Below are 25,363 nucleotides of genomic sequence, written 5' to 3'. Positions count from 1 at the left end.
GCGGCCGTTCATGTGCTGTACACACAATGGTCTAGTCCAATTGGTGAGACTGGTATCCAGCTCTCGAAGCGGTATGGATAACCTTCGTGGTATGGCCGCCACCGCTTCTCACCAGGCACAGCGTTCCGGTGTCGAACGCCACAGCGCCGTCTCCGAGATGCCCGACGAGCTGCGCGCGGATGTGCGCCTGCTCGGCGAGCTGCTCGGCCGAGTGATCGCCGAGGACGGCGGTCCCGACCTTCTGGCCGACGTCGAACGGCTACGCAAAGCGGTGATCGCCGCCCGCAGGCGGGACATGTCCGTCGACGAGGTCGCGGCGCTGGTCGCCGAGTGGCCGGTCGACCGCAGCGTGCAGATCGCCCGGGCGTTCACCTGCTACTTCCACCTGGTCAACCTCGCCGAGGAGCACTTCCGGATCCGCACGCTGAGGGCCAGGGACACCGGCGAGGCGCCGCTGTCCGACTCTCTGGCGCAGGCCGTGAACGAGCTGAAGCACGACCTCGGCCCCGGCGAGCTCGCCCGCATGATCGACGAGCTGGAGTTCCGGCCGGTGCTGACCGCCCACCCCACCGAGGCCCGCCGCCGGGCCGTGGTCACGGCGATCCAGCGCATCAGCACCCAGCTCGCCGAGTACAACGCGCCCGACCGCGGGGCGCAGGAGCGCGAGGAGGCCCACCGCCGCCTCCTCGAGGAGATCGACCTGCTGTGGCGCACCGCCCAGCTCCGGCACACCAAGCTCGACCCGCTCGACGAGGTGCGCACGGCGATGTCGGCGTTCGACGAGACCCTGTTCCGCACCGTGCCGCGCGTCTACCGGTCCCTCGACGCCGCGCTCGCCGACGGGTCCGGCACCCGCGAGCCGCAGGCCAAGGCGTTCATCAGGTACGGCAGCTGGATCGGCGGCGACCGCGACGGCAACCCCAACGTCACCGCCCGCGTCACCCGCGAGGCCGTCCTCATCCAGGCCGAGCACGTGCTCACGGCCCTGGAGAACGCCACCACCCGCATCGGCCGCACCCTCACCACCTCGGCCCTCTACAGCCCGCCGAGCAGGGAGCTCGCCGAGAGGCTCGCCGTGGCCGCCGACGACCACCCCGAGCTCGTCGCCGAGCTCAGCAAGCGCTCGCCGCGCGAGCCGCACCGCCAGTGGCTGCTCTTCGTGGCCGCCCGCATCGCCGCCACCCGCCGCCGCGATCTCGACCTCGCCTACCGTTCGCCCGACGAGCTGCTCGCCGACCTTCGCGCGTGCCAGGCCTCGCTGGCGTCCACCGGCGCCACCCGCCAGGCGTACGGCGAGCTCCAGCACCTGATCTGGCAGGTGGAGACCTTCGGGTTCCACCTGGCCGAGCTCGAGGTCCGCCAGCACTCCCAGGTGCACGCCGCGGCCCTGAAGGAGATCGCCGAGGGCAGGCCGTCCGAGCGCACCGAGGAGGTCCTGGCGACCATCCGCATGATCGCCTGGATCCAGGAGCGGTTCGGCGTCCGGGCCTGTTCGCGTTACGTCGTGTCGTTCACCCGTTCGGCCGACGACATCGCCGCGGTGTACGAGCTGGCCGGGCACGCCCTCGGCGGTCGTGCCCCCGTCCTCGACGTCGTGCCGCTGTTCGAGTCGGGCGAGGACCTCGCCAACTCCGCCGACGTGCTCACCGGCATGCTGCGCCTGCCCGCCGTCCAGGAGCGCCTGGCCGCCAACGGCCGCCGCCTGGAGGTCATGCTCGGCTACTCCGACTCGGCCAAGGAGCTCGGCCCGGCCGCCGCCACGCTGAAGCTGTACGACGCGCAGGCCGAGCTGGCCTCGTGGGCGCTGGCCAACGACGTCCGGCTGACGCTGTTCCACGGCCGCGGCGGTGCCCTCGGCCGGGGCGGCGGGCCCGCCAACCGCGCCGTGCTCGCCCAGGCCCCCGGCTCGGTCGCCGGCCGGTTCAAGGTCACCGAGCAGGGCGAGGTGATCTTCGCCAGGTACGGCCATCCCGCGATCGCCCACCGCCACATCGAGCAGGTCACCAACGCCGTCCTGCTCGCCTCCACACCTTCGGTGGAGGCCCGTACCGCCGACGCCGCCGCCCGCTACCGGCTGCTGGCCGAGAAGGTCGCCTCCGCTTCCGAGCGGGCCTACCGCTCGCTCACCGAGGCGCCCGGGTTCCCCGAGTGGTTCGGGCTGGTCAGCCCGCTGGAGGAGATCGGCTCCCTTCGCCTCGGCTCCCGTCCCGCCCGCCGCGGCCTCGGCGCGCCCCGGTCGCTGGACGACCTGCGGGCGATCCCGTGGGTGTTCGCCTGGGCGCAGACCCGCGTCAACCTCCCCGGCTGGTACGGCCTCGGCAGCGGCCTGCTCGCCGCCACGTCCGAGGGCGGGCCGGGGATCGAGGAGCTGCGGCAGGCCTACCGCGAGTGGCCGCTGTTCGCCTCGCTGATCGACAACGCCGAGATGTCCCTGGCCAAGACCGACCGGCAGATCGCCGCCCGCTACCTCGCGCTGGGCGGCAGGCAGGACTTCGCCGACCAGGTGCTCGCCGAGTACGACCTGACCCGCAAGCTGGTGCTGGAGGTGACCGGGCATTCGTGGCTGCTGGAGAGCAGGCGTGTGCTGTCCCGCGCGGTCCAGCTCCGCGACCCGTACGTCGACGCCCTGTCCCACCTGCAGCTGCGCGCCCTGTCCGCCCTCCGCGCCGAGGCGGCCGAAGGCATGCCCGAAGAAGAGCGTGAACGTCTCGAAACGCTCCTCCTGCTGAGCGTGAACGGCGTGGCCGCGGGCCTGCAGAACACCGGCTGAGCCTTCGTACGCTCCGCCGCGAGGGGCGGTCGCGCCGAGGCATCACTCCCCGCCGTCCTTCGGGCCGGCGGGGCTTTCCTCTCGGGCCGCCGGTGCCGGCTCAGGACCTGGCGCCGGCGAGGAACCTCTCGACGTTCTCGGTCATGACCGACAGGTTCTGCACGGTTTCGACGTACTGCTCGGGGCTGAGCCCGTCGAGCACCAGGCGGCGGGCCCGGTTGACGCGGTCGGCGACGTGGGCGTGGCCGGCCCGGCCCTCCTCGGTCAGGGACAGCGCCTCGCCGGAGGTCTCGACCCAGCCTCGTGTGACCAGGCCGTCGGGTCCATCGAGCACCGTCGCGAGGTCGATGGCGCCCTCCTCCCAGAACGGCCTGAGCGCCTGCTCGAGCTCCGGCACGGTACGGTCCGACTGGCTGAGCAGGTTGAGGGTCTGCCAGTGACGCCTGCTCAGCCTCTCGTCCGAAAGGGGGGCGTCCAGCAGCGTTTCGAGCAGGTTGTGCAGGTGCTTGACCCAGTAGCCGATCGGCTTGTCGGTCGCGGGCATGAGCCTTCTCCAATGCATGTAGAATGACATGTAGTTGGAAATATACATGAAATTGACCGCGAGGGAAGATCTACGGATGACACACGGCGAGGACGTGGCCGCGATCGAGCAGGCCATGGTGGCGATCAGACGGTCGCAGGCCCGCAGGGCGCTGGCGCGGCTGTCCAGGGAACGCGGTGGCCGGGAGGAGTTGCCCGACGCCGTCTTCGAGCTCCTCGACGCCGTGGACACCGCGACCGCGCGCGGCTCCGCCCCGACCGTCACCGAGGCCGCCGCCGCCCTGGGCGTCGACCAGCCACGCGCCAGCCGCCTGACCGCCCAGGCGCTGGAGGCGGGCCTCCTGCGCCGCGCCGCCGACCAGGCCGACGGCCGCAGATCACTGCTGCTGCTCACCCCGGAGGGACGGGCCGCTCTCGACGGGATCCACGCCTTCCGTCAACGGGTCATCGCCGAAGCCACGGCCGCCTGGCCGCAGGAGGACCGCGCCGCCCTCGCCCGCCTCCTCACCCGCTTCGTCGGCGACTTCGCGGCCGTCACCGATCCGCGAGGCTGACCCGCTCGGGGGAGGCGTAGATGTTGAAGCGCTGGTCGCGCAGGAAGCCGACCAGGGTGATGCCGAACTCGCGGGCGAGGTCGACGGCCAGGGACGAGGGGGCCGAGACGCCGCAGACCATGGGAAGGCCGGCGGCCAGGGCCTTCTGCATGATCTCGTAGCTCGTCCTGCCGCTGACGAGCAGCAGGTGGGAGCTCAGCGGTGCCATGTGGTTCATCTGGGCCCAGCCGACGAGCTTGTCGACGGCGTTGTGGCGGCCCACGTCCTCCCGCAGCGCCAGCAGCGACCCGTCGGCCGTGAACAGGCCCGCGGCGTGCAGGCCGCCGGTCTTGCCGAAGATGCCCTGGGCCTCCCGCAGACGCCGTGGCAGCCCGTACAGCACCTCGGCCGAAACGGGCGGCAGGGTGGCCTCACCCGCCGACAGCGAGCGCCGGCGCTCGCGCAGCGCGTCGAGGCTGGCGGTGCCGCAGACCCCGCAGGCGCTCGATGTCATGAAATGCCGGTGCATGGTGGGAAGCTCCGGCAGGTGGGCGCCGTGCAGCCGTACGGTGACCGTGTTGTACCGGGCCTCGGGCGGGAGGTCCTCGTCGGTGCAGTAGGCGATGGAGTGGATGTCGTCCGGCCCGGCGACGCCCTCGGCCGCCAGGAAGCCCGCGGCGAGCTCGAAGTCGGCCCCCGGCGTCCGCATGGTGACGGCAAGGGTGCGCGTGGCGCCGCCCGCGGCGACGCGGATCTCCAGGGGCTCCTCGGTGGCCAGGTCGTCGCGCCGGTCGCGCGCGGCCCCGCCGGAGACCTCGCGCACCCGCACCCGCGTCGTCGGACCAGGGCGAACGTGCTCGGTGGTGCTCATATGGTGTTCACCCGTTCCTCTCACAGCCGGCCCTCCGGGGGTCCCTCATAGCATCACCCCTCGACGGCCGTCCTCGAACCCCGGGTCGGGGCGGTGCCGGCGGGGGAGGAGGATGGAGAGGTGCCCGACTCGCCGTACACCGATCTCGACCGGCCGCCGCTCTCGCAGGCGGCGCTGACCAGGGCCCTGATCCGGCCCGGCGGTCTGTGGAAGCAACTGACCGTCATGGACGCCACCGGCTCCACCAACGCCGACCTGGCGGGCCTGGCCCGCGACGGCGCGCCGGAGGGCACGGTGCTGGTGGCGGAGCACCAGCTCACCGGCCGCGGGCGTCTGGGCCGCACGTGGACCCTCCCGGCGCGCTCCGGGCTGACCTTCTCCATGCTGCTGCGCCCGGCGGTGCCCGTGGCACGGCAGGGCTGGCTGACGCTGCTGGTGGCGGTCGCCGCGGCCTCGGCGCTGCGCCGGTTGGCGGCCGTCGACGTCCGGGTGAAGTGGCCGAACGACCTGCTCGTCGACGACCGCAAGCTGGCCGGCATCCTCGCCGAGCGGGTGGAGGACGGCATCGTGGTCGGCATGGGGCTGAACGTCTCGGTGCGGGCCGAGGAGCTGCCGGTGGCCACCGCGACGTCCCTCGCCATCGAAGGCGCCGAGTGCGCCGACCGCGACCCGCTGCTCAGGGCCGTGCTGCGGGAGATCGAGACGCACTACCGCGAGTGGACGGGGGCCGGCGGCGACGTCGACGCCTGCGGCCTGCGTGCCGCCTACCTCGCCTCCAGCGCGACCGTCGGGCGCCGGGTCCGCGTGGAGCTGCCAGGGGATCGGCTGCTGGAGGGCACCGCGACGGGCGTGGACGGCTCGGGGCACCTGCTCGTGCGCGCGGGTGGCGTCGAGCACACACTGAGCGTCGGCGACGTCGTCCACGTCAGAGCCCGCTGATCGCCTCGCTCGGCCCGTCGTGCAGACGTCGGGGATATCGACGTGCCACGATTTGCCCCATGGGTCTCGCTGAAAACCATCTGACGGAGGGCGAACGGGTCGTCCACTCGTTCCATCCGCACCGCAAGCGCCTGATCTTGCCCTTTCTGGCGCTCATCCTCGTCATCGCCGTGTCGAGCGCGGCGTTCTACTTCATCCCGGCCGACTACGAATACGCCGGCCTCGCCTGGATCGCGGTGGCCGTCGTGTCGGTGGTCGCGCTGGCGCTGTGGTCGTTCATCCCGTACCTGCGGTGGAAGACCACGTCGTACACCCTGACGACCCACCGGTTCAACATCAGCACGGGCATCCTGAGCAAGTCCGAGGACGACATCCCGCTCGCCAAGGTCAACAGCGTCAGCTCCGACCAGACCTTCCTCGAGCGGCTGCTCGGCTGCGGCACGCTGGTGGTGGAGTCGGCCTCCGAGAAGGGCGAGATCAACCTCAGGGACATCCCGAAGATCCAGACGGTCCGGGCCGAACTGTTCCGGCTGGTGGAGGACGCGTCGGACGGAGACATCGACGGCGGGTGAGACATGCCGCGAACCTGGCGTAACCTCCTGAAGGTGCGCGAGACCGAGGCCGTCACCCGTCCGACGGCCGACCAGATAGAGCGGCTGTTCGTCGGCTCCCCGCCCCGCCACACGCGGAGCGAGGTCTCAGGGCGGGCCGGCGTGTCCGCGGAGCTCGCCCAGCGCATCTGGCGGGCGCTGGGGTTCGCCACGCCCGCCGACGACACCCCCGCCTTCACCGACGCCGACGTGGAGGCGCTGCGCCGGGTCGCCGCCCTGCTCGACGCCGAGGTGATCGACGAGGAGACCGTGGTCCGCCTGGCGCGGGCGCTCGGCCAGACCACGGCCAGGCTCGCCCAGTGGCAGGCCGAGATCATGATCGGGACGATGCTCGACCGGTCCGAGCCGCCGACCGACAAGGAACTCGCGGGCGTCCTGCAGACCGCGGGGGCGCTCCTGCCCGACTTCGAGCGCCTCCTCATCCACGTGTGGCGGGCCCAGCTCGCCGCGGCGGGCACGCGGCTGCTGGCGATCACCGACATGAACGCCGAGACACTGCCCGGCCGGCTGACCCTGGCCGTGGGCTTCGCCGACCTGGTGTCGTTCACCCAGGTCTCCCGCTCGCTGGACGAGCAGGGGCTGGCGGAGCTGGTGGAGAACTTCGAGTCCAAGACCTCCGACGTGGTCGCCGCCCACGGCGCCCGGCTGGTCAAGACCCTCGGCGACGAGGTGCTGTTCACCGCGCCCACCGCCGAGACGGCCGCGCGCATCGCGCTGGAGCTGGTCGACGTGATCCGCGACGAGGGCAGGGAGGTGCGCGTCGGCCTGACGTACGGCCCGGTGCTCCCGGTGATGGGCGACGTCTTCGGGACGACCGTCAACCTGGCCGCGCGGCTGACCGCCATCGCCCGCCCGTGCACCGTGCTGGTGGACCAGGGCATGGCCGACGGTGTGGCGGGCAGCTCCGGTCTGACCGCGCAGCGGATCCGCCGCCGACCGGCACGCGGCCTCGGGATGATCCAGCCCTACGTGCTACGACGGTCTTGACGGGGGTGACACCGCGTCACCATTCTGAACGCCTGCCACGTGCGTGGAAGCGTCGACAAAGGGAGGGACCCACCATGCCGTACGAAGTCCGGGGCGTCATCGCCGGAGGCAAGGGCGAGCCCGTGACGGTGCAGACCGTGATCGTGCCCGACCCGGGGCCCGGTGAGGCGGTGGTGAACGTGCAGGCGTGCGGCGTGTGTCACACCGACCTGCACTACCGCGAGGGTGGGATCAACGACGAGTTCCCCTTCCTGCTCGGCCACGAGGCGGCGGGGGTCGTCGAGGCGGTCGGCCCCGGCGTGACCGGCGTGGCCCCCGGCGACTACGTGATCCTCAACTGGCGCGCCGTCTGCGGGAACTGCCGGGCGTGCCTGCGCGGCCGCCCGTGGTACTGCTTCGCCACCCACAACGCCGGCCAGAAGATGACCCTCGCCGACGGCACCCCGCTCAGCCCCGCGCTCGGCATCGGGGCGTTCGCCGAGAAGACGCTGGTCGCGGCCGGGCAGTGCACCAAGGTCGACCCGGACGCCAGGCCGGCCGTCGCCGGGCTGCTGGGGTGCGGCGTGATGGCCGGGCTCGGGGCGGCGATCAACACCGGCGGCGTGACGCGGGGCGACTCGGTGGCCGTGATCGGCTGCGGCGGGGTCGGCGACGCCGCCATCCTCGGCTCCTCGGTCGCCGGCGCCTCCAAGATCATCGCGGTGGACGTGGACGACCGCAAGCTCGAGCTGGCCGGCCAGTTCGGCGCCACCCACACCGTCAACTCCCGCACGACCGACCCGGTGGAGGCGATCCGCGAGCTCACCGGCGGCCACGGGGCCGACGTCGTGATCGAGGCCGTGGGCCGCCCCGAGACCTACAAGCAGGCGTTCTACGCCCGCGACCTGGCCGGGACGGTGGTGCTGGTCGGCGTGCCGACCCCCGACATGACGCTGGAGCTCCCGCTGCTCGACGTCTTCGGCCGGGGCGGGGCGCTGAAGTCGTCGTGGTACGGCGACTGCCTGCCGAGCCGCGACTTCCCGATGCTCATCGACCTCTACCTGCAGGGCCGGCTCAACCTCGACGGCTTCGTCTCCGAGACCATCGAGCTGGACGAGGTCGAGGAGGCGTTCGCCAAGATGCATCGGGGCGAGGTGCTCCGTTCCGTCGTGGTCCTGTGACGGAGCGGGTCGGTATACGGAGGAAGTGCGATGAGCATCGAGAAGATCGTCACGTCGGGCACGTTCACGCTCGATGGCGGCACCTGGGACGTCGACAACAACGTGTGGATCGTCGGCGACGAGCGTGAGGTCGTGGTGATCGACGCGGCCCACGACGCCGGCGCCATCCGCGAGGCGGTGGGCGACCGGCGGCTGAAGGCGATCGTCTGCACCCACGCCCACAACGACCACATCAACGCGGCGGGCGCCCTGGCGGACGCGACCGGCGCGCCGATCCTGCTGCACCCGGCCGACTCGGTGCTGTGGGAGATGGTGTACGGCACGGCCCGGCGGTACGACCCGCTGGCCGACGGCGACACGATCGAGGTGGGCGGCACGACGCTGCGCGTGCTGCACACGCCCGGCCACGCGCCGGGCGCCGTCTGCCTGCACGCCCCCGAGCTCGGCGTGCTCTTCAGCGGCGACACGCTCTTCTCGGGCGGGCCGGGCGCCACCGGACGGTCGTACTCGTCGTTCGAGACGATCATCGACTCGATCAGGGACCGCCTGCTCGTGCTGCCCCCGGAGACCGTCGTCAACACCGGGCACGGCGACTCCACCAGCATCGGCGCCGAGGCGCCCGACCTGGAGAAGTGGATCGCCCGCGGGCACTGACCCGGCGAAAGGGCCTCTCGCCGGTGGCGTACCTCACATAGGCAAGCCTTACCGAAGTGAGTTACCTTAGGTATGCCTAACCTATTTGCCTGGCGAGAGGCCCTTCCCCTATGTACGTCTGCATCTGCATGGCCGTGACCGAGAGCGAGGTCCACGACTGCATCGCCGCAGGCGCGAGGAGCGCCCGGCAGATCCGGGACGCCACGGGCGCCGGCAAGGACTGCGCGACATGCGTGCGGAAGGTATGTGCGATCCTGAAGCGATCTGAGGAACTTGCCGCAACCGCGTAGAACGAGGGGTTTGCCATGCAGGGGGACACAGAGATCATCGCTCTGCTGAACGAGCAGCTGACGTCGGAACTCACCGCCATCAACCAGTACTTCCTGCACGCCAAGATGCAGGAGAACTGGGGGTACACCAAGCTCGCGGCCTACACCCGGGCCGAGTCGATCGACGAGATGCGACACGCCGAAGTGCTGACCGACCGCATCCTCTTCCTCGACGGCCTGCCGAACTACCAGAAACTCGGCACCCTCCACATCGGCCAGACCATCCGGGAGCAGCTGGAGGCCGACCTGCAGCTGGAGATCGGCGTCGTCCAGCGGCTGCGCCCCGGCATCAGGCTGATGCGGGAGCGCGGCGACACGACCTCGGCGCGCATCTTCGAGGACATCCTCCAGGACGAGGAACACCACATCGACTACCTCGAGACCGAACTGCACCTGCTGGACAAGCTCGGTGAGCCTCTGTACGTCCAGCGGTTCCTGGAGCTTCCCGGCGAGTCCGGTTCCTGATCGTTCCGGGGAAGCCGGGGCCACTCGGCAGGGGTACGAGTGGGGCTCCTGGGGTACCAGGTAGTGCGGGAGGGCTCCTCCCCGTTTCTCCGTCTTTGCCCAGGTCAATTGGTGGGTCAACGACGAGTCAAACCGCGCGCTGTACCCGGGAAACGATCGCCTAAGGTCCTACGATCGCTTTATGACCTGCGTACTTCTCGCCGAGGATGACACCTCGATCTCCGAGCCCCTGGCGCGCGCCCTGCGCCGAGAGGGCTACCAGGTGGAGGTGAGCCCCGATGGCCCGCAGGCCCTGGAAAGGGCTCTGTCCGGGGGCGTCGACCTCATCGTGCTCGATTTGGGCCTGCCCGAAATGGACGGCCTGGAGGTGGCCCGCCGGATCCGCGCCGAAGGGCACGGCACACCAGTACTCATCCTGACGGCCCGCGTCGACGAGGTCGACACCGTGGTCGGTCTCGACGCGGGGGCCGATGACTATGTCACCAAACCGTTCCGGCTCGCCGAGCTACTCGCCCGGGTGCGAGCGCTGCTGCGGCGCGGCACGTCCGAGACCCCCGTGGTCCAGGGCGTGCGCATCGACGCCGACTCGCGCCGCGCCTGGATGGGGGACAAGGAGCTGCACCTGACCACCAAAGAGTTCGACCTGCTGCGCGTGCTGGTCCGCGACGCCGGCAAGGTCGTCACCCGCGAGCAGATCATGCGCGAGGTGTGGGACACCAACTGGTGGGGGTCGACCAAGACACTCGACATGCACATCTCGTGGCTGCGACGCAAGCTGGGGGACGACGCCGCCAAGCCGCGCTACATCACCACGGTTCGTGGAGTCGGCTTCCGGTTCGAGCGCGAATAGCACGTAGCTAGATGCGCCGGAGGTTGCTGTCCTCGACCCTGGTGGTCGCGGCCATCGCGGTCCTGCTGCTGGGGGTGCCGCTCGGCCTGGTGGTGACCCGCCTCATCGACGACGAGGCGGTCCAACAGCTCCGGGCCCAGGCGACGCTGCTGCTGAGCCAGGTGGAATACGCCCGCATCGAGGATCGGCCGATCGATCCCGACGAGCTCCAGCGGCAGTATCCCAACAGGTACGTCCAGATCTTCATCCGGAACAGCCCGACCGTCATCGTCGGCACGGAACCGCCCCCCGACCGCCAGATGACCGAGGAGACCCACTCCGAGAGCGGGGTCTACGTCCGGATAACGCGGGACCGAGCCCAAGTGGAGCGGAACATCCATGGATGGCTCCTGCTCATCGTCGCGCTGGCGGGCCTGGCGCTCGCCGTCGCGGTCGCGCTCGCCGTCGTGCAGTCACGCCGGTTGACCCTGCCGCTCCAGGATCTGGCGCGGATCGCGGAGCGGCTGGGCTCAGGTGAGGCACGGCCGAGCAGGCACCGGTACGGGATACCCGAGCTCGACCGGGTGGCCGAGGTGCTCGACCGCAGCGCGACCCGCATCGCCGACCTGCTCAGCCGCGAGCGCGAGTTCGCCACCGACGCCTCCCACCAGCTGCGGACGCCGCTCACCGGGCTCACCATGCGGCTGGAGGAGATCGTCGCCGCCGCCGACCAGCCCACGATCGTGCGTGAGGAGGGGGAGGCGGCGATCGTGCAGGCCGAACGGCTCACCGCGGTCATCGACGAGCTGCTCGCCGCCGCCCGCAGGCAGCGCCACGCCCAGGCCGAGGCCATCTCGCTCGACGAGGTGCTGCGTCAGCAGATCACCGAATGGGAGCCGGCGTTCCGCAGGTCACGGCGGTCGCTGCACCTGGAGGGGGACCGCGGGCTGCGCGCGCTGGTCAGCAAGGGCGGGCTGAGCCAGGTGGTGTCGACGCTGCTGGAGAACTCCCTGGAGCATGGTGACGGCCCGGTGACCATCACCACCGGCAGTTCCGACAGGTCCGTGGTGATCGAGGTGGCCGACGAGGGGCCCGGCATCCCCGAGCATCTGCGGGCGCGCGTCTTCGAGCGCAACGTGAGCGGCGCGGGAGGGACCGGGCTGGGCCTGACGCTGGCCCGGGCGCTCACCGCCTCCGACGGCGGGCGTCTGGAGCTCGTACGGTCGCAGCCGGCCGTCTTCGCGCTGTTCCTGCGGCACGCCGAGCAGGCCGCGCGGCACCGGGTGGTCAGCGGGCCTGCGTGACCGGGCCGGCTTGGGGAGTGGCCGACGCGCTCGCGCCGGTCTCGGGGAGCCCGGTGTGCGGGTCGACGGGAGGCAGCTCCGGCGGGAGGAACACCCATTTCTTGTACGACCAGTAGCGGAACAGGGTGCCGAGCGCGGTGCCGATCACGATCGAGACGTTGTAGGCGAGCAAGGTGCGCAATTCGAGCGTGTATTCGACGAACCCGATGATGAGCACCGAGATCAGCAGCCCGATACCGTTGAGCATGAAGAACAGGAAGTATTCGCGGGCGAGACCCGACTTCTCGCGGTGCCGCCAGGTCCAGAAGCGGTTGGCGAGGTAGGTCAGGGTGGCGGCGATCACCGTGGCGATGACCTTGGAGGTCACCGGCCCGAGATGGGCTCCGTAGCGCAGGAGGTTCGTGCCGCCGGTGTCGACCACGAAGGCGACGGCTCCCACCGCGCCGAACTTCGCGAGCTCGTGGAACAGCGAGGAGAACCTGTCATACAGGCGTCGAATAAGCTGCACAACGGTCCTTCCTGGGAACTGGAGCCCCTTCAGGTTACCGGGGGACGGGCCGCCCTCGTGTCGGGACGCGCGACCTGAACATTAAGACCATTTAGCGAAATATCGTGACTTTCACGGCTAGTAACTGACATGGTGCGCTAGGCTGCGCCGCAGATCGCAAAGGTATGCCCCGGAGAGGTGGCTCCAAGCGTGCTGCGCGACGCGTCCTCACGATTACGAAAGGTTCGGCGGCCAGGACATCGGGCGGCGCGACGGCCCCGGACGGCCGCCCTGGTCGCCGGTGCCCTCCTGCTGGCGGGATGCGGCGCGCGGGCCGACGACCGGCCGGCGCCGACGCCCGAGCCCGCCGTGATCTCCCCCACCCGCACCGTCGGACCCGACGAGGCGGCAGCGGCGTTCGGCCTGCTGAAGGATCTCGACGACGCCCGGAAGGCGCGTGACTGCACCAAGATCCTCTTCCTGACGACGTCGGCCGCGAGCGAACTGGGCGGCCGTGCCTGCGAGGCGACCCGGAACGGCCGCCCGGTTCCCCCTCCCGTCGCCTACGACGACGTGGTCTACTTCCTGCCCGACCGTCCCGTCGAGCACCCGTGGTTCGCCGCGCTCGCCCGCAGGCCCCGGCCGTCCTACTTCGTCTTCGCCTACGAGCAGGACCGCTGGCGGCTGGCGTACGGGCCCATCCGGCTGCTAGGGAAGGCTCCCGAACTGGACACCGAGGACGTGACCCGCGTCGTGCCCGGCGACGACCCCGAGGACGGCCTGCGGGCGCGCCTGGTGCCGCAGAAGCACCTGGCCTTCCTGTCCGACCCCGCCGGGCTCAGCGGCGTGCGCTTCGCCTCGGGGGACCCCGTCGAAGATCTGCTGGCCGAGCTGGTGAAGAAGCCGTCCACCGTACGGCCGGACCGGCTGACCTGCGACGTCCAGCTCGTCCCGGGAGAGGTCAGGGCGCTCGGGCTGAAGGGCGGCGGGGCGCTGGTCTTCCACGCCATCAGGATCGTCTACGAGCAGAAAGGGTCCGGCAGGCTCGCCCACCCGCTCTTCGGGGCGGACGCGGTACGGCGGTTCACCGGCAGGAGCGGACCCGCCACGACGCACACCACCGAGGTCGTCATGCTCGCCACCGAGGTCGGCACGGACGGCAGGATGACCACCGCCGCCCTCACCCGGGGCCTGGCCGACATCACCCTGTGACGCCGTCCCGCCGCCGGGGAACCGCCATCACGGCCACTCGGTCGCCCTAGGTAGGGTTTGACGCTGTGACCAGTGTTGTGACCAGGAGGGAAACACCTCCGATCGGGCCCGTCGTCGGCATGGTCGGCGCGGGCCAGCTCGCCCGCATGACACAGCAGGCCGCCATCGCCCTCGGCGTCGAGCTGCGCGTCCTCGCCAACACCCACGACGAGAGCGCCGCCCGCGTGATCACCGACACGCGGCTCGGCGACTACCGCGACCTCGCCGTGCTGCGCGAGTTCGCCCAGGGCTGCGACGCGATCACCTTCGACCACGAGCACGTGCCGACCGGCCACGTCGAGGCCCTGGCCGCCGACGGCTTCGCCGTCCACCCCGGGGCCGCCGCGCTCGTGCACGCGCAGGACAAGGCCGTGATGCGCGAGCGGCTGACCGCGATCGGCGCCCCGTGCCCGGCGTGGGCCAGGGTGTCCTCCGCCGACGACCTGGAGGCGTTCGGCAAGGAGCACGGCTGGCCCGTGGTGCTGAAGGCCGTGCGCGGCGGCTACGACGGCCGCGGGGTCTGGGTCTGCCGATCGGAGGACGACGCGGCGGAGGTCCTCGCCAGCGGCACCGAGCTGCTCGCCGAGGCGTTCGTGCCGTTCGAGCGCGAGCTGGCCGTCCTGGTCGCCCGGTCCCCGCACGGCCAGGGCGTGAGCTACCCCGTGGTCGAGACCGTCCAGCAGGACGGCATCTGCGTCGAGGTGATCGCCCCCGCCCCCGGGCTGGACCCGGAGCAGGCGGCGTCCGCCCAGCACATCGCGCTCAAGATCGCGAACGAGCTGGGGGTGACCGGCCTGCTCGCCGTCGAGATGTTCCAGCTCCCCGGCGGCCAGGTCGTCGTGAACGAGCTCGCCATGCGTCCGCACAACAGCGGCCACTGGACCATCGAAGGCGCCCGCACCTCCCAGTTCGAGCAGCACCTGCGGGCGGTGCTCGACCTGCCGCTGGGCTCGCCCGCCCCGGCGGCGCCGGTCGTCGTCATGGCCAACATCCTCGGCGGCGACGATCCCGACATCTTCAGCCGCTACGAGCACGTCATGGCGCACGACCCCGGCGTGAAGATCCACTTTTACGGCAAGGAGGTGCGGCCCGGCCGCAAGATCGGGCACGTCACCGCGCTCGGCACCGACGTGGAGGAGGTCCGCGCCCGGGCCCGCCACGCGGCCGTCCACCTCGCCACGGGGGAGTACGTCTGATGGCCGACACTCCCGCGGTCGGCATCGTCATGGGCAGCGACTCCGACTGGCCTGTGATGAAGCTCGCCGCCGAGGCGCTGGGCGAGTTCGGGGTGCCCTTCGAGGCCGACGTCGTCTCCGCGCACCGCATGCCCCAGGAGATGATCTCCTACGGTGAGCGCGCGGCCGAGCGCGGCCTCCGGGTGATCATCGCCGGGGCCGGCGGGGCCGCCCACCTGCCCGGCATGCTGGCGTCGGTGACGCCGCTCCCGGTGATCGGCGTGCCGGTGCCGCTGAAGTACCTCGACGGCATGGATTCCCTGCTGTCGATCGTGCAGATGCCGGCGGGGGTGCCGGTGGCGACCGTGGCGATCGGTGGCGCCCGCAACGCGGGCCTGCTCGCCGTACGCATCCTGGCCGCCGCCGACGAGGGGCTGCGCGAGAAGATGGCCGCCTTCCAGGCCGACCTCAAGCAGCAGGCGTACGCCAAGGGCGAGCGGCTGCGTGCCGAGGCCCGCACCCTCGGCACGTAGCCGGGCTTGATCCTCCGCGGGAGCCCGGACAGCCTGGGCGGCGTGCGGAGAACAGGGCTAGCCCTGGCGGCGCTCGCCGCCCGGTTCCGCCGCCAGCTCCGCCAGGTGCACGGCCCGCACCGCCGAGCGGCGGCGGCGCAGGCCCTGGTCGAGCTGGCGGTAGCAGCCCGGGTTGACCACCGCCACGTAGTCGACCCCGGCGGCCTCGATCTCGTCGAGCTTCGCGTCCAGGACCCGGCGGCTGTCCCGCGGCCGGACGAGGGCGTAGGTGCCCGCCGCCCCGCAGCAGCTCCCCGCCGAGGGCAGTTCGACGTACTCGCCCATCCGTTCGAGCAGCGCCCGGGGTTCGCGCCAGACGCCCAGGCCGTTGCGCAAGTGGCAGGAGTCCTGCAGGGCGATGCGCGGGCGCCCCGCGCCGGCGTCGCGCGCGGGGACGTCGGCCCCGTACTCCGAGATCTCCTTCACCCGGTCGCGGCCGAGCACGCCGGCGAGATGGGCGGCGCATCCGCCGGACGTGGTGACGATCACTCCGGGCAGCCGTTCACCCAGCTCACGGGCCAGCTCCCTGCCGCGCTCGGAATCGCCGTTGTGCGCGTGCAGCGCCCCGCAGCACCCCTGCGAGGCCGGGGCCGAGAGCTCCGGGTGAAGCCGCAGCGCGGCCCTGCTCACCTTCGGGTACAGGGCCCGCTCGAAGCAGCCGAGCATCAGGTGCGGACCCTCGGGGGACGGACGGGTGCGGGCATGCCGGCGGAACAGGCCGAAGAGCCGTACACGCCAGCGGGCGTTCACCGCGAACATCAGCAACCGGGCGATCAGCGGCCGCCGGGCGCCCTGCCACTGGTGGTCGCGCCACTCCTCCAGCAGCGCCCCGTACTGCACCCCGGCCGGGCAGACGGTCTCGCAGGCGCGGCAGCCGAGGCAGAAACTCGACTCCTCCTGCAGCCGAAGGTCGTTGCCGGGCAGGGTGCCGTCCTCCAGAGCGCGCATGAGGGTGATGCGCCCGCGCGGGGAGGAGGTCTCGTCCTTGGTGAGCGCGTAGGTGGGGCAGGCCGGCAGGCAGAAGCCGCAGGAGATGCAGCGGTCCAGCAACTCGGGACTGAAGACGTTCCCGTGCCCGGCCGTCCGCTCGGGGTCGCCGGGGTCCGGCGCGGTGGGGTTCACGAGCCGAGCTTTCCGGGGTTGAGGATGCCGGCGGGGTCGAAGGCGGCCTTGAGGCGGCGCAGCAGGGCCATCTGACCGGTGCCGAGCCGCTCGGTGAGGTAGGGCAGCTTGGCGGCGCCGACGCCGTGCTCGCCGGTGATGGTGCCGCCGAGCTCCATCGCCGCCCGGAAGATCTCGCCGAAGGCGAGGTGCGCGCGGCCGACGGCGTCGCCGTCGGCCGCGTCGGTGACGCAGGTGGGGTGCAGGTTGCCGTCCCCCGCGTGACCGAAGGTGGCGATGGTGAGGTCGTGGCGGGCGGCGATGGCGTCGATGCGCTCGACCATTTCGGCGATGCGCGGGCGGGGCACGCTGGCGTCCTCCAGGATGGTGATCGAGTCCAGCCGTGACAGCGCGGGCAGCGAGCACCGCCGGGCGGCCAGCAGCGCCTCCGACTCGGCGGCCGTGCCCGCCACGGTGGCCTCCAGCGCCCCCTCGCCGAGGCAGAGCTCGGCCATGCGGTCGAGGTGGCGGCCGACCAGGGCCGGGTCGCCGTCGTCGCCGAACAACAGAAGTGCCCCCGCCTCGGACCTGAGCCCGAGCCGGGCGTAGGCCTCCACCGCCTCGATGCACTTGGCGTCCAGGAATTCGAGCGTCGCGGGGACGAGGCCGGAGCCGATGATCCGCGCCACGGCACGCCCGGCATCGGCGAGGGTGGGGAAGTACGCCAGGCCCGTGGCGCCGCTCTCGGGCGCCGGGAGGAGCGCGAGGGTCGCCTCGGTGATCACCGCGAGGGTGCCCTCGGAGCCGGTCAGCAGGCGGGTGAGGTCGTAGCCGGCGACGTCCTTCCACAGTCGTCCGCCGGTGCGTATGACCTCGCCGGTCGGCAGCACCGCCTCCAGGCCCAGCACGTAGTTGCGCGTGACGCCGTACTTCAGGCCGCGCAGGCCGCCGGCGCAGGTGGCGATGGTGCCGCCGACGGTGGCGACGGTCCTGCTGCCGGGGTCGGGCGCGTACAGCAGGCCGCGCGCGGCGGCGGCCCCGGCCAGCTCGGCGGAGGTGACGCCGGGCTGGCAGACCGCGAGCAGCTCGTCGGTGTCGATCTCCAGGATGCGGTCGAGCCGGGTCAGCACGAGCACGATGCCCCCGGAGAGCGGGACGGTCGCGGCGCACAGGTTGGACCCGGCGCCGCGCGGGACGACGGGGATCGACCGCGAGCTCGCCAGCTTGAGCACCGCCGCCACCTCTTCGGTGGAACCGGGGTGGACGACGGCGCCGGGCCTGGCCGAGAAGAGCGGGGTCGCGTCCCTGGCGTAGGCGGCGACGTCCCCGTCCTCATGCTGTACGTGGCCGGCGCCGACGATCGCCCGCAGCTCGCGAAGTACGGCGGCGTCGATCGGCCTCCCGGGGGACGCGGCGGTCACGGGCGTGCCCGTCGGCGTCGTGGTCATGACGTTCCTCTCGGGTCACATGACGGCGAGCTGGCCGCCGTCGATCACGAGCTCGGTGCCGTGGATGAACATCGCGTCGTCGGAGGCCAGGAAGGCGTACCCCGCGGCGACCTCCTCGGCGAGCCCCGCCCGGCCGAGCGGGATGTGGTCGCGTTCGTACGCCGACACGAAGTCGTCGGCGAGCCCGGCGGAGATCGCCGAGTTCAGCGGGGTGCGGATGTAACCGGGGCACAGGGCGTTCACGCGGATGCCGTGCCTGCCGAGCTCCACCGCCATCGTCTTGGTGAGCAGGAGCACCCCCGCCTTGGAGGCGTTGTAGTGGGCGTAGTCGGCCTCCCCGCCGAGCCCGTTCGTGGACGACATGTTGAGGATCACCCCTCCGGTGCCCTGCTCCACCAGGCGTTTCGCCACGGCCTGGGCGACCAGGAACATGCCGCGCAGGTTCACGGTGATGATGCGGTCCCAGCTGTCCGGGGTGATCTCGAGGAACGGCTCGCGCCAGGCGGCGCCGGCGTTGTTGATCAGTACGTCGACGCCGCCGAGCGCGGCGACCGCGCCGTCGACCAGCCGTGCGACGTCGGCCTCGGCGGAGACGTCGCCGGCCACCCCGCTCACCTCGCCGAGCGGCGCCAGCTCGGCGACGGCCCGCTCGACCTCGGCCGCGTCGAGCCCGCCGAGGACGACCCTGGCGCCCTCTTGCAGGAACCTGCGCGCCGTGGCGGCGCCGATGCCGCTGCTGCCGCCGCTGACCAGTACGCGCTTGCCGGTGAGCCCCCGCATCGCGACCTCCCTGTCGTAAGAACCGTGTGCCGCCGCGCCGTCCGTCAGAGCACCGCGCCGCGGGCGGCGACGCGCAGCTCGGTGACGACCCGGCCGCCCTCGACGCCGTAGGCGACGTCGAAGAGGTTGACGGCGGAGCAGGCGTGGCTGGGGATGAGCTGGACGCGGGTGCCGACGGGCAGCTCGGCGGCGTCGCCGGGGTCGAGGCGGGCCACGGCGTGCTCCTCGTTGAGGAAGTCCATCTGCAGGTGGGGCACGCCGACCGCCCTGATCCAGCCGGGGGTGCCGGCGCCGTCGGAGGTGAGGCACTTGGTGCCGGCGTCGAACACGACCCGTTCGGCGGACGATCGCGCGATCACCGTGGTCAGCACCCTGGCGCCCGTGGTCGCCTCGGTCGCCACGCCGAGCCGCATCATCGCCGTGTCGTTGAAGATGTAGGTGCCCGGCCGGATCTCGGTCACCCCGGCGACCCCCGCGACGTACCTCGCGGTGGGCGTGGAGCCGACGCTGATCTCGCGGAGCTCGATGCCGTCGCGGGCGCACATCTCGGCGGTCTCCACCAGGTCGGTGCCCTCGCGTCGCGAGACCTCGGCCAGTTCCCCGGCCGTGCGCGCGTGGTAGGAGTGGCCGGCCAGTGTCAGCAGGCCCACGACCTCGACGCCGGGGATCGCGGCGATCTCGGCGACCAGGTCGGCGGTGGGCCGGCCGGGCGGACGGCCGAGCCGGTGCTGGCCGGTGTCGACCTCGACCAGGATCTCGACGGGGGACCCGGTCTCTCGCCCGAGCCGTCCGAGCCCGGCGGCGACGTCGGGGGAGTCGAGGCTGACCCGGACCCGGGCGCGTTCACGCAGCGCGGCGAGGCGGCGCAGTTTCGGCTCGCCCCAAATCGGATATGCGACCAGTATGTCGTCGATACCCGCGTCGGCCATGATCTCCGCCTCGCCCAGCTTGGCGCAGGTGATGCCGGTCGCGCCCGCCTCCAGCTGCATCCGGGCCAGTTCGGGCATCTTGTGGGTCTTGATGTGAGGGCGAAGTTTGACGCCGTGCGTGGCGGCGGTCTTCGCCATCTCGGCCACGTTGGCCCGGACTACGTCGAGGTCGATGACCAGCGACGGGGTGTCGAGTTCCGGATACATCGGTGAGGGCGCCTCTCTCGGCTGTGCGTCGAGTCGTGGCGAACGTAGCATTCGTTCCACTCAACGGTCCAGCATTCTGCAATCCGGAATATATTCACCCCATTCCCAGGTGACGCGCCTTCGCCGGCCCTTGTGCTCCGTCACCTCTTTGTCACTGGGATGTCCCTGGCGGCCCTTGACAGTCCTGTTTGGGGGGTGGTGTTCTATCCCTCATTCAGAATGCCATTCTGCGATACGGAATCCGGAGGTGTCATGAGGCTCGGCACGGTGCGCGTCGGCGAAGCCCGGCAGGTCGCGGTGGAACGCGAGGGGGTCTGGCACGCCCTGGACGTCCCCGCCGGAGCCCCGCTGGAGGCGCTGCTCGCCGCGGGAGCCGAGGAGACCCGGCGGGCCGCCGCCGCGGCGTCCCGGCCGCTCCCGCACGCGGCGCCCGTCGCCCCACTGCGCCCAGGGAAGATCGTGGCGATCGGGCTGAACTACCTCGACCACATCCGTGAGGCCGGGATGGAGAAGCCCGAGCGCCCGCTGATGTTCGCCAAGTTCCCCTCCAGCGTGATCGGCCCCGGCGATCCGATCGTGATCGACGGCGAGCTGACCGAGCGGGTCGACTGGGAGGTCGAGCTGGCGGCCGTCATCGGCTCGCCGCTGCGCCACGCGAGCCCGGCCGAGGCGCTCGCCGGCGTGGCCGGGTACACCGTCGCCAACGACGTCTCCGCCCGCGACCTGCAGTTCGCCGACGGCCAGTGGACCCGCGGCAAGAGTCTCGACACCTTCTGCCCGCTCGGCCCCGTCATCGTGACCCCCGACGAGCTCGGCGACCCGCAGTCGCTCCGGCTGCGCACCGTCGTGAACGGGGAGACCGTGCAGGACTCCAGCACCGCCGAGATGCTCTTCGGCGTCGCGGAGCTGCTGTCCTACTGCTCCCGCGCCTTCACCCTCGAACCCGGCGACGTCGTGCTGACCGGCACCCCCTGGGGCTGCGGCGAATTCATGGATCCGCGCCGCTCCCTGCGGCCCGGCGACGTGGTCGAGGTGAGCGTCGAGGGCATCGGCACCCTGCGCAACCCGGTGACGAGCCGGTGACGGCCACCGCACCTGACCCGGTGACCGTCCCCTCGTCCATCCCGACCTATCAGACAGGAGTTCCCATGGGACACGCACACATCGGCGAGGCCCGGTGAAGGCTCTGGTTTTCACCGGCCCCGGCGTCGTGGAGATGCGCGACGTGCCCGAGCCCGAGCCGGGAGCGGGCGAGGTGCTGGTGCACGTCGTCGCCTCCGGCATCTGCGGCAGCGAGCTGCACGGCGTCAAGTCGCCCGGCTTCCGGGTGCCGCCGCTGGTGATGGGCCACGAGTTCGCGGGCCGCACGGACGACGGCCGGCCCGTGATCGTGAATCCGATCCTCTCCTGCGGTCACTGCGACCTCTGCGCGCAGGGACGGCGCAACGTCTGCCGGGAACGGCGGATCGTCGGCGTGCACACGCCCGGCGGGTTCGCCGAGCGGGTGGCCGTCCCCGCGGGCACGCTGACGCCGCTGCCCGACGGGCTCGACTGGACGGCGGCGGGCGTCGTCGAGCCGGTGGCCAACGCCGTCCACGCCTGGGCGCTGGCCGGAGCCCCCGAAGGGGCGAAGGTGGGCATCATCGGCGCCGGGGCCATCGGCCTCGCCTGCCTTCAGGTCGCGATGTCCGGCAGGGCCGGCAGCGTCGAGATCGCCGATCGGGCCGACGGACGCCGCGCCATCGCGCGGCGTCTCGGCGCCGACGCGGCCGTGCCCGAGCTGACCGGCGAGTACGACGTGGTGTTCGACGCCGTGGGCGCTGCGGGGACCCACGAGCAGTCGCTGGCCCGGGTGCGTCCGAGCGGGGTCGCGGTGTGGCTCGGCCTGGCCGAGGCGACCGCCGGGTTCGACGCCTCGGACCTCGTACGCGGCGAGAAGCGGGTGCTCGGCTCCTTCGCCTACCGTGACGCCGACTTCGCCGCGGCGGTGGATCTGGTCGGCGGCTGGGACCTGAGCTGGGTCGACACCTTCCCCCTGGCCGAGGGCGCCGAGGTCTTCACCTCGCTGATGAACGGCCGCGCCACCCCCGTCAAGGCTCTGCTCACCCCCTGAATCGAGGTACCCGATGGCCCGGATCGTCCTGGTCGGCGCAGGCAGCATCACCTTCGCCAAGAACCTGCTCTCCGACATCCTGACCTTCCCCGAGCTTTCCGAGTCGACGATCGTGCTGCACGACATCGACCCCGAGCGGCTGGCCGTGGCCGAGAAGATGACCACCTGGATGGTCGGCGAGCTGGGGGTCGGCGCCAAGGTCGAGGCGCACGCCGAGCGCCGGCCCGCGCTGGACGGCGCCGACTACGTCATCAACGAGATCGCCGTCGGCGGGCTGGCCGCCGTCAAGCGCGACTTCGAGATCCCGGCGAGGTACGGCGTCCGCCAGACGATCGCCGACACGCTGGGCATCGGCGGGATCTTCCGCGCGCTCCGCACCATCCCGGTCATGGTCGCGATGGGGAACGACCTGGCCGAGCTGGCGCCGGACGCGGTGCTGTTCAACTACACCAACCCGATGTCCATGATCCCGTGGTCGGTCTACGCGGGGACGCCGTTCCGCAACGTCGTGGGCGTCTGCCACGCCGCGCGGGACACCCAGTCGACCCTGGCCCGCATGGTGGGCGTGCCGGAGGAGGAGATCTCCTTCACGACGGCGGGGGTCAACCACCAGGCGTTCGTCCTGCGGTTCGAGCGGAACGGGGAGAACCTGTACCGGCGGCTGGACGAGCTCATCGAGGCGGATCCGGAGCTGCGCCGCCGCGTCCGGGTAGAGGTATACCGAAATTTCGGGTACTTCCCGACGGAGTCGAGCGAACACGGCTCGGAGTACCTGCCCTGGTTCCTCTCCCGCGCCGACCAGGTCGAGCACTACCGCATCCCGGTGAACGTCTACCTCGACTGGCTGGCCGAAGGCTTCGCCGAGTACGAGGAGCAGAAGCGCTCCCTCGACGCGGGCGCGGGCGTGACGATCGAGCGCGGCGACGAACTGGCCTCGCTCGCCATCCACTCCATCGAGACGGGCACCCCGCGGCTCATCCACGGCAACGTGCGCAACGGAGGGCTCATCTCCAACCTCCCCGCCGACGCGTGTGTCGAGGTGCCCTGCCACGTGGACCGGGCGGGCGTACAGCCGATCATGGTCGGGGAGCTGCCCACCCAGCTCGCCGCCCTGAACAGGGTGACGCTCAACGTCAGCGAGCTGACCGTGAAGGCCGCCCTGGAGGGCCGGCGCGACCACGTCTACCAGGCGGCCCTTCTCGACCCGAACACCGCCGCCAGCCTGCCCGTCCAGCGGATCCGCGAGCTGGTCGACGAGCTGATCGCCGCCCATGGCGACCTGCTGCCGGAAGGCATCAGGGGCTGACCATGTGCACTCCTGACATCCCGCTCTCCAGCTACCGCCCGGTCTCGCAGCTCCGGGTCCCCGTCCACCAGGTCGACCGTGCCCGCCTGCCCGCCGTCGACGCCCACATCCACCTCGGCCGCTGGCTCACCGACGACGGCGGCTGGATGGTCAAGGACGTCCCGGCCCTGGTGGACCTGATGGACGAGCTCAACCTGCGCGGCATGGTCAACCTCGACGGCCGCTGGGGCCGGGAGCTGGCCGAGAACATCGAGCGGTACGACGCGGCTTACCCCGGTCGTTTCGCCACCTTCTGCCACGTGGACTGGTCGCAGACCGCCGAGCCGGGCTTCGGCGAGCGGCTGGCCGCTCAACTGCGCGCCTCGGTCGCCGAGGGCGCCGCCGGGCTGAAGGTCTGGAAGGACGTCGGGCTGCACGTGCGCGACCACGACGACGAGCTCGTCATGCTGGACGACGAACGGCTCGCGCCGCTGTGGGCGGCCGCGGGCGAGCTCGGCATCCCGATCGCCCTGCACACCGCCGACCCCGTCGCGTTCTTCGAACCCATCGACGAGCGCAACGAACGCCTGGAACTGCTGGCCGCCCGGCCCGACTGGGCGTTCTCCGGCCCGAGGTTCCCGCCGTTCGAGCGGCTGATGGAGGCCATGGAGGCGATGATCACCGCCCACCCGGCCACCACCGTGATCGGCGTGCACGCCGGATGCTGGCCGGAGAACCTCGGCTGGGTCGGCAGGATGCTCGACGACCACCCGAACTTCCACATCGACATCGCCGCCCGAGTCGCCGAGGTCGGACGGGCCCCGCGCGCCGCCCGGGAGCTCGTCCTGCGCCACCCCGACCGGGTCCTGTTCGGCACCGACGAGATCCCGCCGCACCCGGACGTCTACAAGATCTACTTCCGCTTCCTGGAGACCGCCGACGAGGCGTTCGCCCACTCGCTGGACGACCCGCCGCTGATGGGCCGCTGGACCATCTCGGGCATCGACCTGCCCGACGACGTCCTCAGCCAGGTCTACACCGGCAACGCGCTCAGGCTCGTCCCGAGGCTGGCATGAACGTCCAGGCGCCCGCCCGGAGCGCGACCGCGCTCCCGGCCCTGCGCGTGCCGCGGCGGCGGCACAGCGCCGAGGGCGGCCAGGGCGGCGCGGCGCTGCTGTTCATGCTCCCCGCGCTGGCCGGATTCGCGATCTTCTACATCTACCCCAGCGTGCGCGGCGCCTGGATCTCCCTCACCGACTGGAACCTGCTGTCGGACCCCGAGTTCGTCGGCGGGCGGAACTACGCCGAACTGGCCACCGACCCGCTCTTCTGGCGGGCGCTGCTGCTCACCGCCTACAACACCGTGCTCAACCTGGTCGGGCAGCTCAGCCTCGCGCTGCTGCTGGCCGCGCTGATGCACCGGCTGACCAAATCGGTGGTGCTGCGGGCGACCCTGCTGCTGCCCTGGCTGGTGCCGAACGTCTCGGCGGCGCTGCTGTGGCTGTGGCTTCTCGACGCCAACATCGGCTTCGTCAACCAGCTCCTCTCCTCCATGGGACTGAGCACCCACGGCTTCTTCAGCTCGCCCGGCGAGGCGATGCCGACCGTCGCCGCCGTCACCACCTGGTCGTCGGCCGGCTACGTCGCCCTGCTGCTGTACGCGGGGATGCTGCAGATCCCGGCCCAGGTGTACGAGGCGGCGGCCATCGACGGGGCGGGGGAGATCCGCACCTTCTTCCGGGTCACCCTGCCCCTGCTGCGCCCCATCCTCGCGCTGGTTCTGGTGGTCTCCGTGATCGGGTGCTTCCAGATCTTCGACACCATCGCGATCGCCACCAAGGGCGGCCCGATCAACGCCACCAAGGTCATCTACTACTACATCTACCAGGAGGCGTTCACCCACTTCCGCATGGGTTACGCCTCCGCCATGGCCCTCAGCCTCGTGCTGGTCCTGGGCACCCTCACCTATCTGCAGATGCGCCTGATGCGCGCGTCCAAATCGGATCTCGGCTAGGAGGCG

The 25,363-nt window shown here is 71.6% G+C and carries 26 protein-coding genes; 19 read left to right on the top strand and 7 right to left on the bottom strand.

Annotated features, from left to right (window positions below):
• Window positions 1–91 precede the first annotated feature (91 nt).
• Window positions 92–2,770 carry a phosphoenolpyruvate carboxylase gene (locus KIK05_RS02055; protein WP_214408759.1) on the top strand — a complete coding sequence of 893 codons (2,679 nt, stop codon included), beginning with the start codon at window positions 92–94 and terminating at the stop codon, window positions 2,768–2,770.
• A gap of 100 nt (window positions 2,771–2,870) precedes the next feature.
• Here the strand turns inward: KIK05_RS02055 and KIK05_RS02050 are convergent, their stop codons facing one another.
• On the bottom strand, window positions 2,871–3,314 hold the full coding sequence (locus KIK05_RS02050) for a winged helix DNA-binding protein (RefSeq protein WP_214408758.1): 444 nt from the start codon (window positions 3,312–3,314) through the stop codon (window positions 2,871–2,873).
• A 76-nt stretch (window positions 3,315–3,390) separates the two neighbouring features.
• Here KIK05_RS02050 and KIK05_RS02045 point away from each other — a divergent pair, with 76 nt between their 5' ends.
• Window positions 3,391–3,867 (top strand): MarR family winged helix-turn-helix transcriptional regulator, encoded by a 477-nt coding sequence (locus KIK05_RS02045; RefSeq protein ID WP_214408757.1) that lies wholly within the window; start codon window positions 3,391–3,393, stop codon window positions 3,865–3,867.
• Here KIK05_RS02045 and fdhD read toward each other — a convergent pair.
• On the bottom strand, window positions 3,848–4,717 hold the full coding sequence (gene fdhD / locus KIK05_RS02040) for a formate dehydrogenase accessory sulfurtransferase FdhD (RefSeq protein ID WP_214408756.1): 870 nt from the start codon (window positions 4,715–4,717) through the stop codon (window positions 3,848–3,850). The genes KIK05_RS02045 and fdhD overlap by 20 nt on opposite strands.
• Before the next feature lie 120 nt (window positions 4,718–4,837).
• Between fdhD and KIK05_RS02035 the strand changes: the two genes are divergently transcribed.
• The 9 genes from KIK05_RS02035 (at window position 4,838) to KIK05_RS01995 (ending at window position 11,995) form a co-directional block, all read left to right on the top strand.
• On the top strand, window positions 4,838–5,656 hold the full coding sequence (locus KIK05_RS02035; protein WP_214408755.1) for a biotin--[acetyl-CoA-carboxylase] ligase: 819 nt from the start codon (window positions 4,838–4,840) through the stop codon (window positions 5,654–5,656).
• A gap of 59 nt (window positions 5,657–5,715) precedes the next feature.
• Window positions 5,716–6,228, top strand: a complete 513-nt coding sequence (locus KIK05_RS02030; protein ID WP_214408754.1) for a PH domain-containing protein — start codon at window positions 5,716–5,718, stop codon at window positions 6,226–6,228.
• 33 nt (window positions 6,229–6,261) lie between these two features.
• Window positions 6,262–7,254 (top strand): adenylate/guanylate cyclase domain-containing protein, encoded by a 993-nt coding sequence (locus KIK05_RS02025; RefSeq protein ID WP_308249701.1) that lies wholly within the window; start codon window positions 6,262–6,264, stop codon window positions 7,252–7,254.
• Window positions 7,255–7,328: 74 nt separating this feature from the next.
• Entirely contained in the window at window positions 7,329–8,414 is a 1,086-nt protein-coding gene (locus KIK05_RS02020; RefSeq protein WP_214408752.1) for an S-(hydroxymethyl)mycothiol dehydrogenase, read from the top strand.
• Window positions 8,415–8,444: 30 nt separating this feature from the next.
• Window positions 8,445–9,068: an MBL fold metallo-hydrolase gene (locus KIK05_RS02015; RefSeq protein ID WP_214408751.1), complete on the top strand. Its 624-nt coding sequence runs from the start codon at window positions 8,445–8,447 to the stop codon at window positions 9,066–9,068.
• A 110-nt stretch (window positions 9,069–9,178) separates the two neighbouring features.
• On the top strand, window positions 9,179–9,358 hold the full coding sequence (locus KIK05_RS02010; RefSeq protein ID WP_214408750.1) for a (2Fe-2S)-binding protein: 180 nt from the start codon (window positions 9,179–9,181) through the stop codon (window positions 9,356–9,358).
• Between the two features lie 15 nt (window positions 9,359–9,373).
• Window positions 9,374–9,862 carry a bacterioferritin gene (gene bfr, locus KIK05_RS02005; RefSeq protein ID WP_214408749.1) on the top strand — a complete coding sequence of 163 codons (489 nt, stop codon included), beginning with the start codon at window positions 9,374–9,376 and terminating at the stop codon, window positions 9,860–9,862.
• A 181-nt stretch (window positions 9,863–10,043) separates the two neighbouring features.
• Window positions 10,044–10,712: a response regulator transcription factor gene (locus KIK05_RS02000; protein WP_030451323.1), complete on the top strand. Its 669-nt coding sequence runs from the start codon at window positions 10,044–10,046 to the stop codon at window positions 10,710–10,712.
• Window positions 10,713–10,723: 11 nt separating this feature from the next.
• The gene (locus KIK05_RS01995; protein WP_214408748.1) at window positions 10,724–11,995 is read left to right on the top strand and encodes a sensor histidine kinase; all 1,272 of its coding nucleotides are present in this window, start codon (window positions 10,724–10,726) and stop codon (window positions 11,993–11,995) included.
• On the opposite strand, the gene KIK05_RS01990 is transcribed toward KIK05_RS01995, so the two are convergent.
• Window positions 11,979–12,503, bottom strand: a complete 525-nt coding sequence (locus KIK05_RS01990) for a GtrA family protein (RefSeq protein ID WP_214408747.1) — start codon at window positions 12,501–12,503, stop codon at window positions 11,979–11,981. The genes KIK05_RS01995 and KIK05_RS01990 overlap by 17 nt on opposite strands.
• 189 nt (window positions 12,504–12,692) lie before the next feature.
• Here KIK05_RS01990 and KIK05_RS01985 point away from each other — a divergent pair, with 189 nt between their 5' ends.
• The 3 genes from KIK05_RS01985 to purE all read left to right on the top strand — a co-directional run bounded on the left by KIK05_RS01985 (window position 12,693) and on the right by purE (window position 15,441).
• Window positions 12,693–13,694, top strand: a complete 1,002-nt coding sequence (locus KIK05_RS01985) for a DUF8094 domain-containing protein (RefSeq protein ID WP_214408746.1) — start codon at window positions 12,693–12,695, stop codon at window positions 13,692–13,694.
• Between the two features lie 65 nt (window positions 13,695–13,759).
• Window positions 13,760–14,929 carry a 5-(carboxyamino)imidazole ribonucleotide synthase gene (locus KIK05_RS01980; protein ID WP_308249700.1) on the top strand — a complete coding sequence of 390 codons (1,170 nt, stop codon included), beginning with the start codon at window positions 13,760–13,762 and terminating at the stop codon, window positions 14,927–14,929.
• Complete coding sequence (gene purE, locus KIK05_RS01975; RefSeq protein ID WP_214408745.1) at window positions 14,929–15,441, top strand: 5-(carboxyamino)imidazole ribonucleotide mutase; 513 nt, start codon at window positions 14,929–14,931, stop codon at window positions 15,439–15,441. The genes KIK05_RS01980 and purE overlap by 1 nt, the downstream gene beginning before the upstream one ends.
• Before the next feature lie 57 nt (window positions 15,442–15,498).
• On the opposite strand, the gene KIK05_RS01970 is transcribed toward purE, so the two are convergent.
• The 4 genes from KIK05_RS01970 to KIK05_RS01955 are packed head-to-tail and all read right to left on the bottom strand — an operon-like array spanning window position 15,499 to window position 19,945.
• Entirely contained in the window at window positions 15,499–16,602 is a 1,104-nt protein-coding gene (locus tag KIK05_RS01970; RefSeq protein WP_214408744.1) for a (Fe-S)-binding protein, read from the bottom strand.
• Window positions 16,599–18,029, bottom strand: a complete 1,431-nt coding sequence (locus KIK05_RS01965) for an FAD-binding oxidoreductase (protein WP_214408743.1) — start codon at window positions 18,027–18,029, stop codon at window positions 16,599–16,601. Before KIK05_RS01965 ends, KIK05_RS01970 begins: the two co-directional genes overlap by 4 nt.
• Before the next feature lie 15 nt (window positions 18,030–18,044).
• Window positions 18,045–18,809, bottom strand: a complete 765-nt coding sequence (locus KIK05_RS01960) for an SDR family NAD(P)-dependent oxidoreductase (protein WP_214408742.1) — start codon at window positions 18,807–18,809, stop codon at window positions 18,045–18,047.
• 44 nt (window positions 18,810–18,853) lie between these two features.
• Window positions 18,854–19,945, bottom strand: coding sequence for an alanine racemase (locus KIK05_RS01955; protein WP_214408741.1), 1,092 nt, complete (start codon window positions 19,943–19,945; stop codon window positions 18,854–18,856).
• 252 nt (window positions 19,946–20,197) lie between these two features.
• Here KIK05_RS01955 and KIK05_RS01950 point away from each other — a divergent pair, with 252 nt between their 5' ends.
• From KIK05_RS01950 to KIK05_RS01930, 5 genes are all read left to right on the top strand, one after another.
• On the top strand, window positions 20,198–21,028 hold the full coding sequence (locus KIK05_RS01950; protein WP_214408740.1) for a fumarylacetoacetate hydrolase family protein: 831 nt from the start codon (window positions 20,198–20,200) through the stop codon (window positions 21,026–21,028).
• A 94-nt stretch (window positions 21,029–21,122) separates the two neighbouring features.
• On the top strand, window positions 21,123–22,058 hold the full coding sequence (locus KIK05_RS01945; RefSeq protein ID WP_214408739.1) for an alcohol dehydrogenase catalytic domain-containing protein: 936 nt from the start codon (window positions 21,123–21,125) through the stop codon (window positions 22,056–22,058).
• A gap of 13 nt (window positions 22,059–22,071) precedes the next feature.
• Window positions 22,072–23,364, top strand: coding sequence for an alpha-galactosidase (melA, locus tag KIK05_RS01940; RefSeq protein ID WP_214408738.1), 1,293 nt, complete (start codon window positions 22,072–22,074; stop codon window positions 23,362–23,364).
• A 2-nt stretch (window positions 23,365–23,366) separates the two neighbouring features.
• Window positions 23,367–24,419, top strand: a complete 1,053-nt coding sequence (locus KIK05_RS01935; RefSeq protein WP_214408737.1) for an amidohydrolase family protein — start codon at window positions 23,367–23,369, stop codon at window positions 24,417–24,419.
• Window positions 24,416–25,357 (top strand): carbohydrate ABC transporter permease, encoded by a 942-nt coding sequence (locus KIK05_RS01930; RefSeq protein ID WP_214408736.1) that lies wholly within the window; start codon window positions 24,416–24,418, stop codon window positions 25,355–25,357. Before KIK05_RS01935 ends, KIK05_RS01930 begins: the two co-directional genes overlap by 4 nt.
• Window positions 25,358–25,363: the final 6 nt, after the last annotated feature.

Source organism: Sphaerisporangium fuscum (assembly GCF_018531465.1).
GTDB classification, from domain to species: Bacteria; Actinomycetota; Actinomycetes; order Streptosporangiales; family Streptosporangiaceae; genus Sphaerisporangium; species Sphaerisporangium fuscum.
This window is presented reverse-complemented; position numbering and strand designations above follow the sequence as displayed.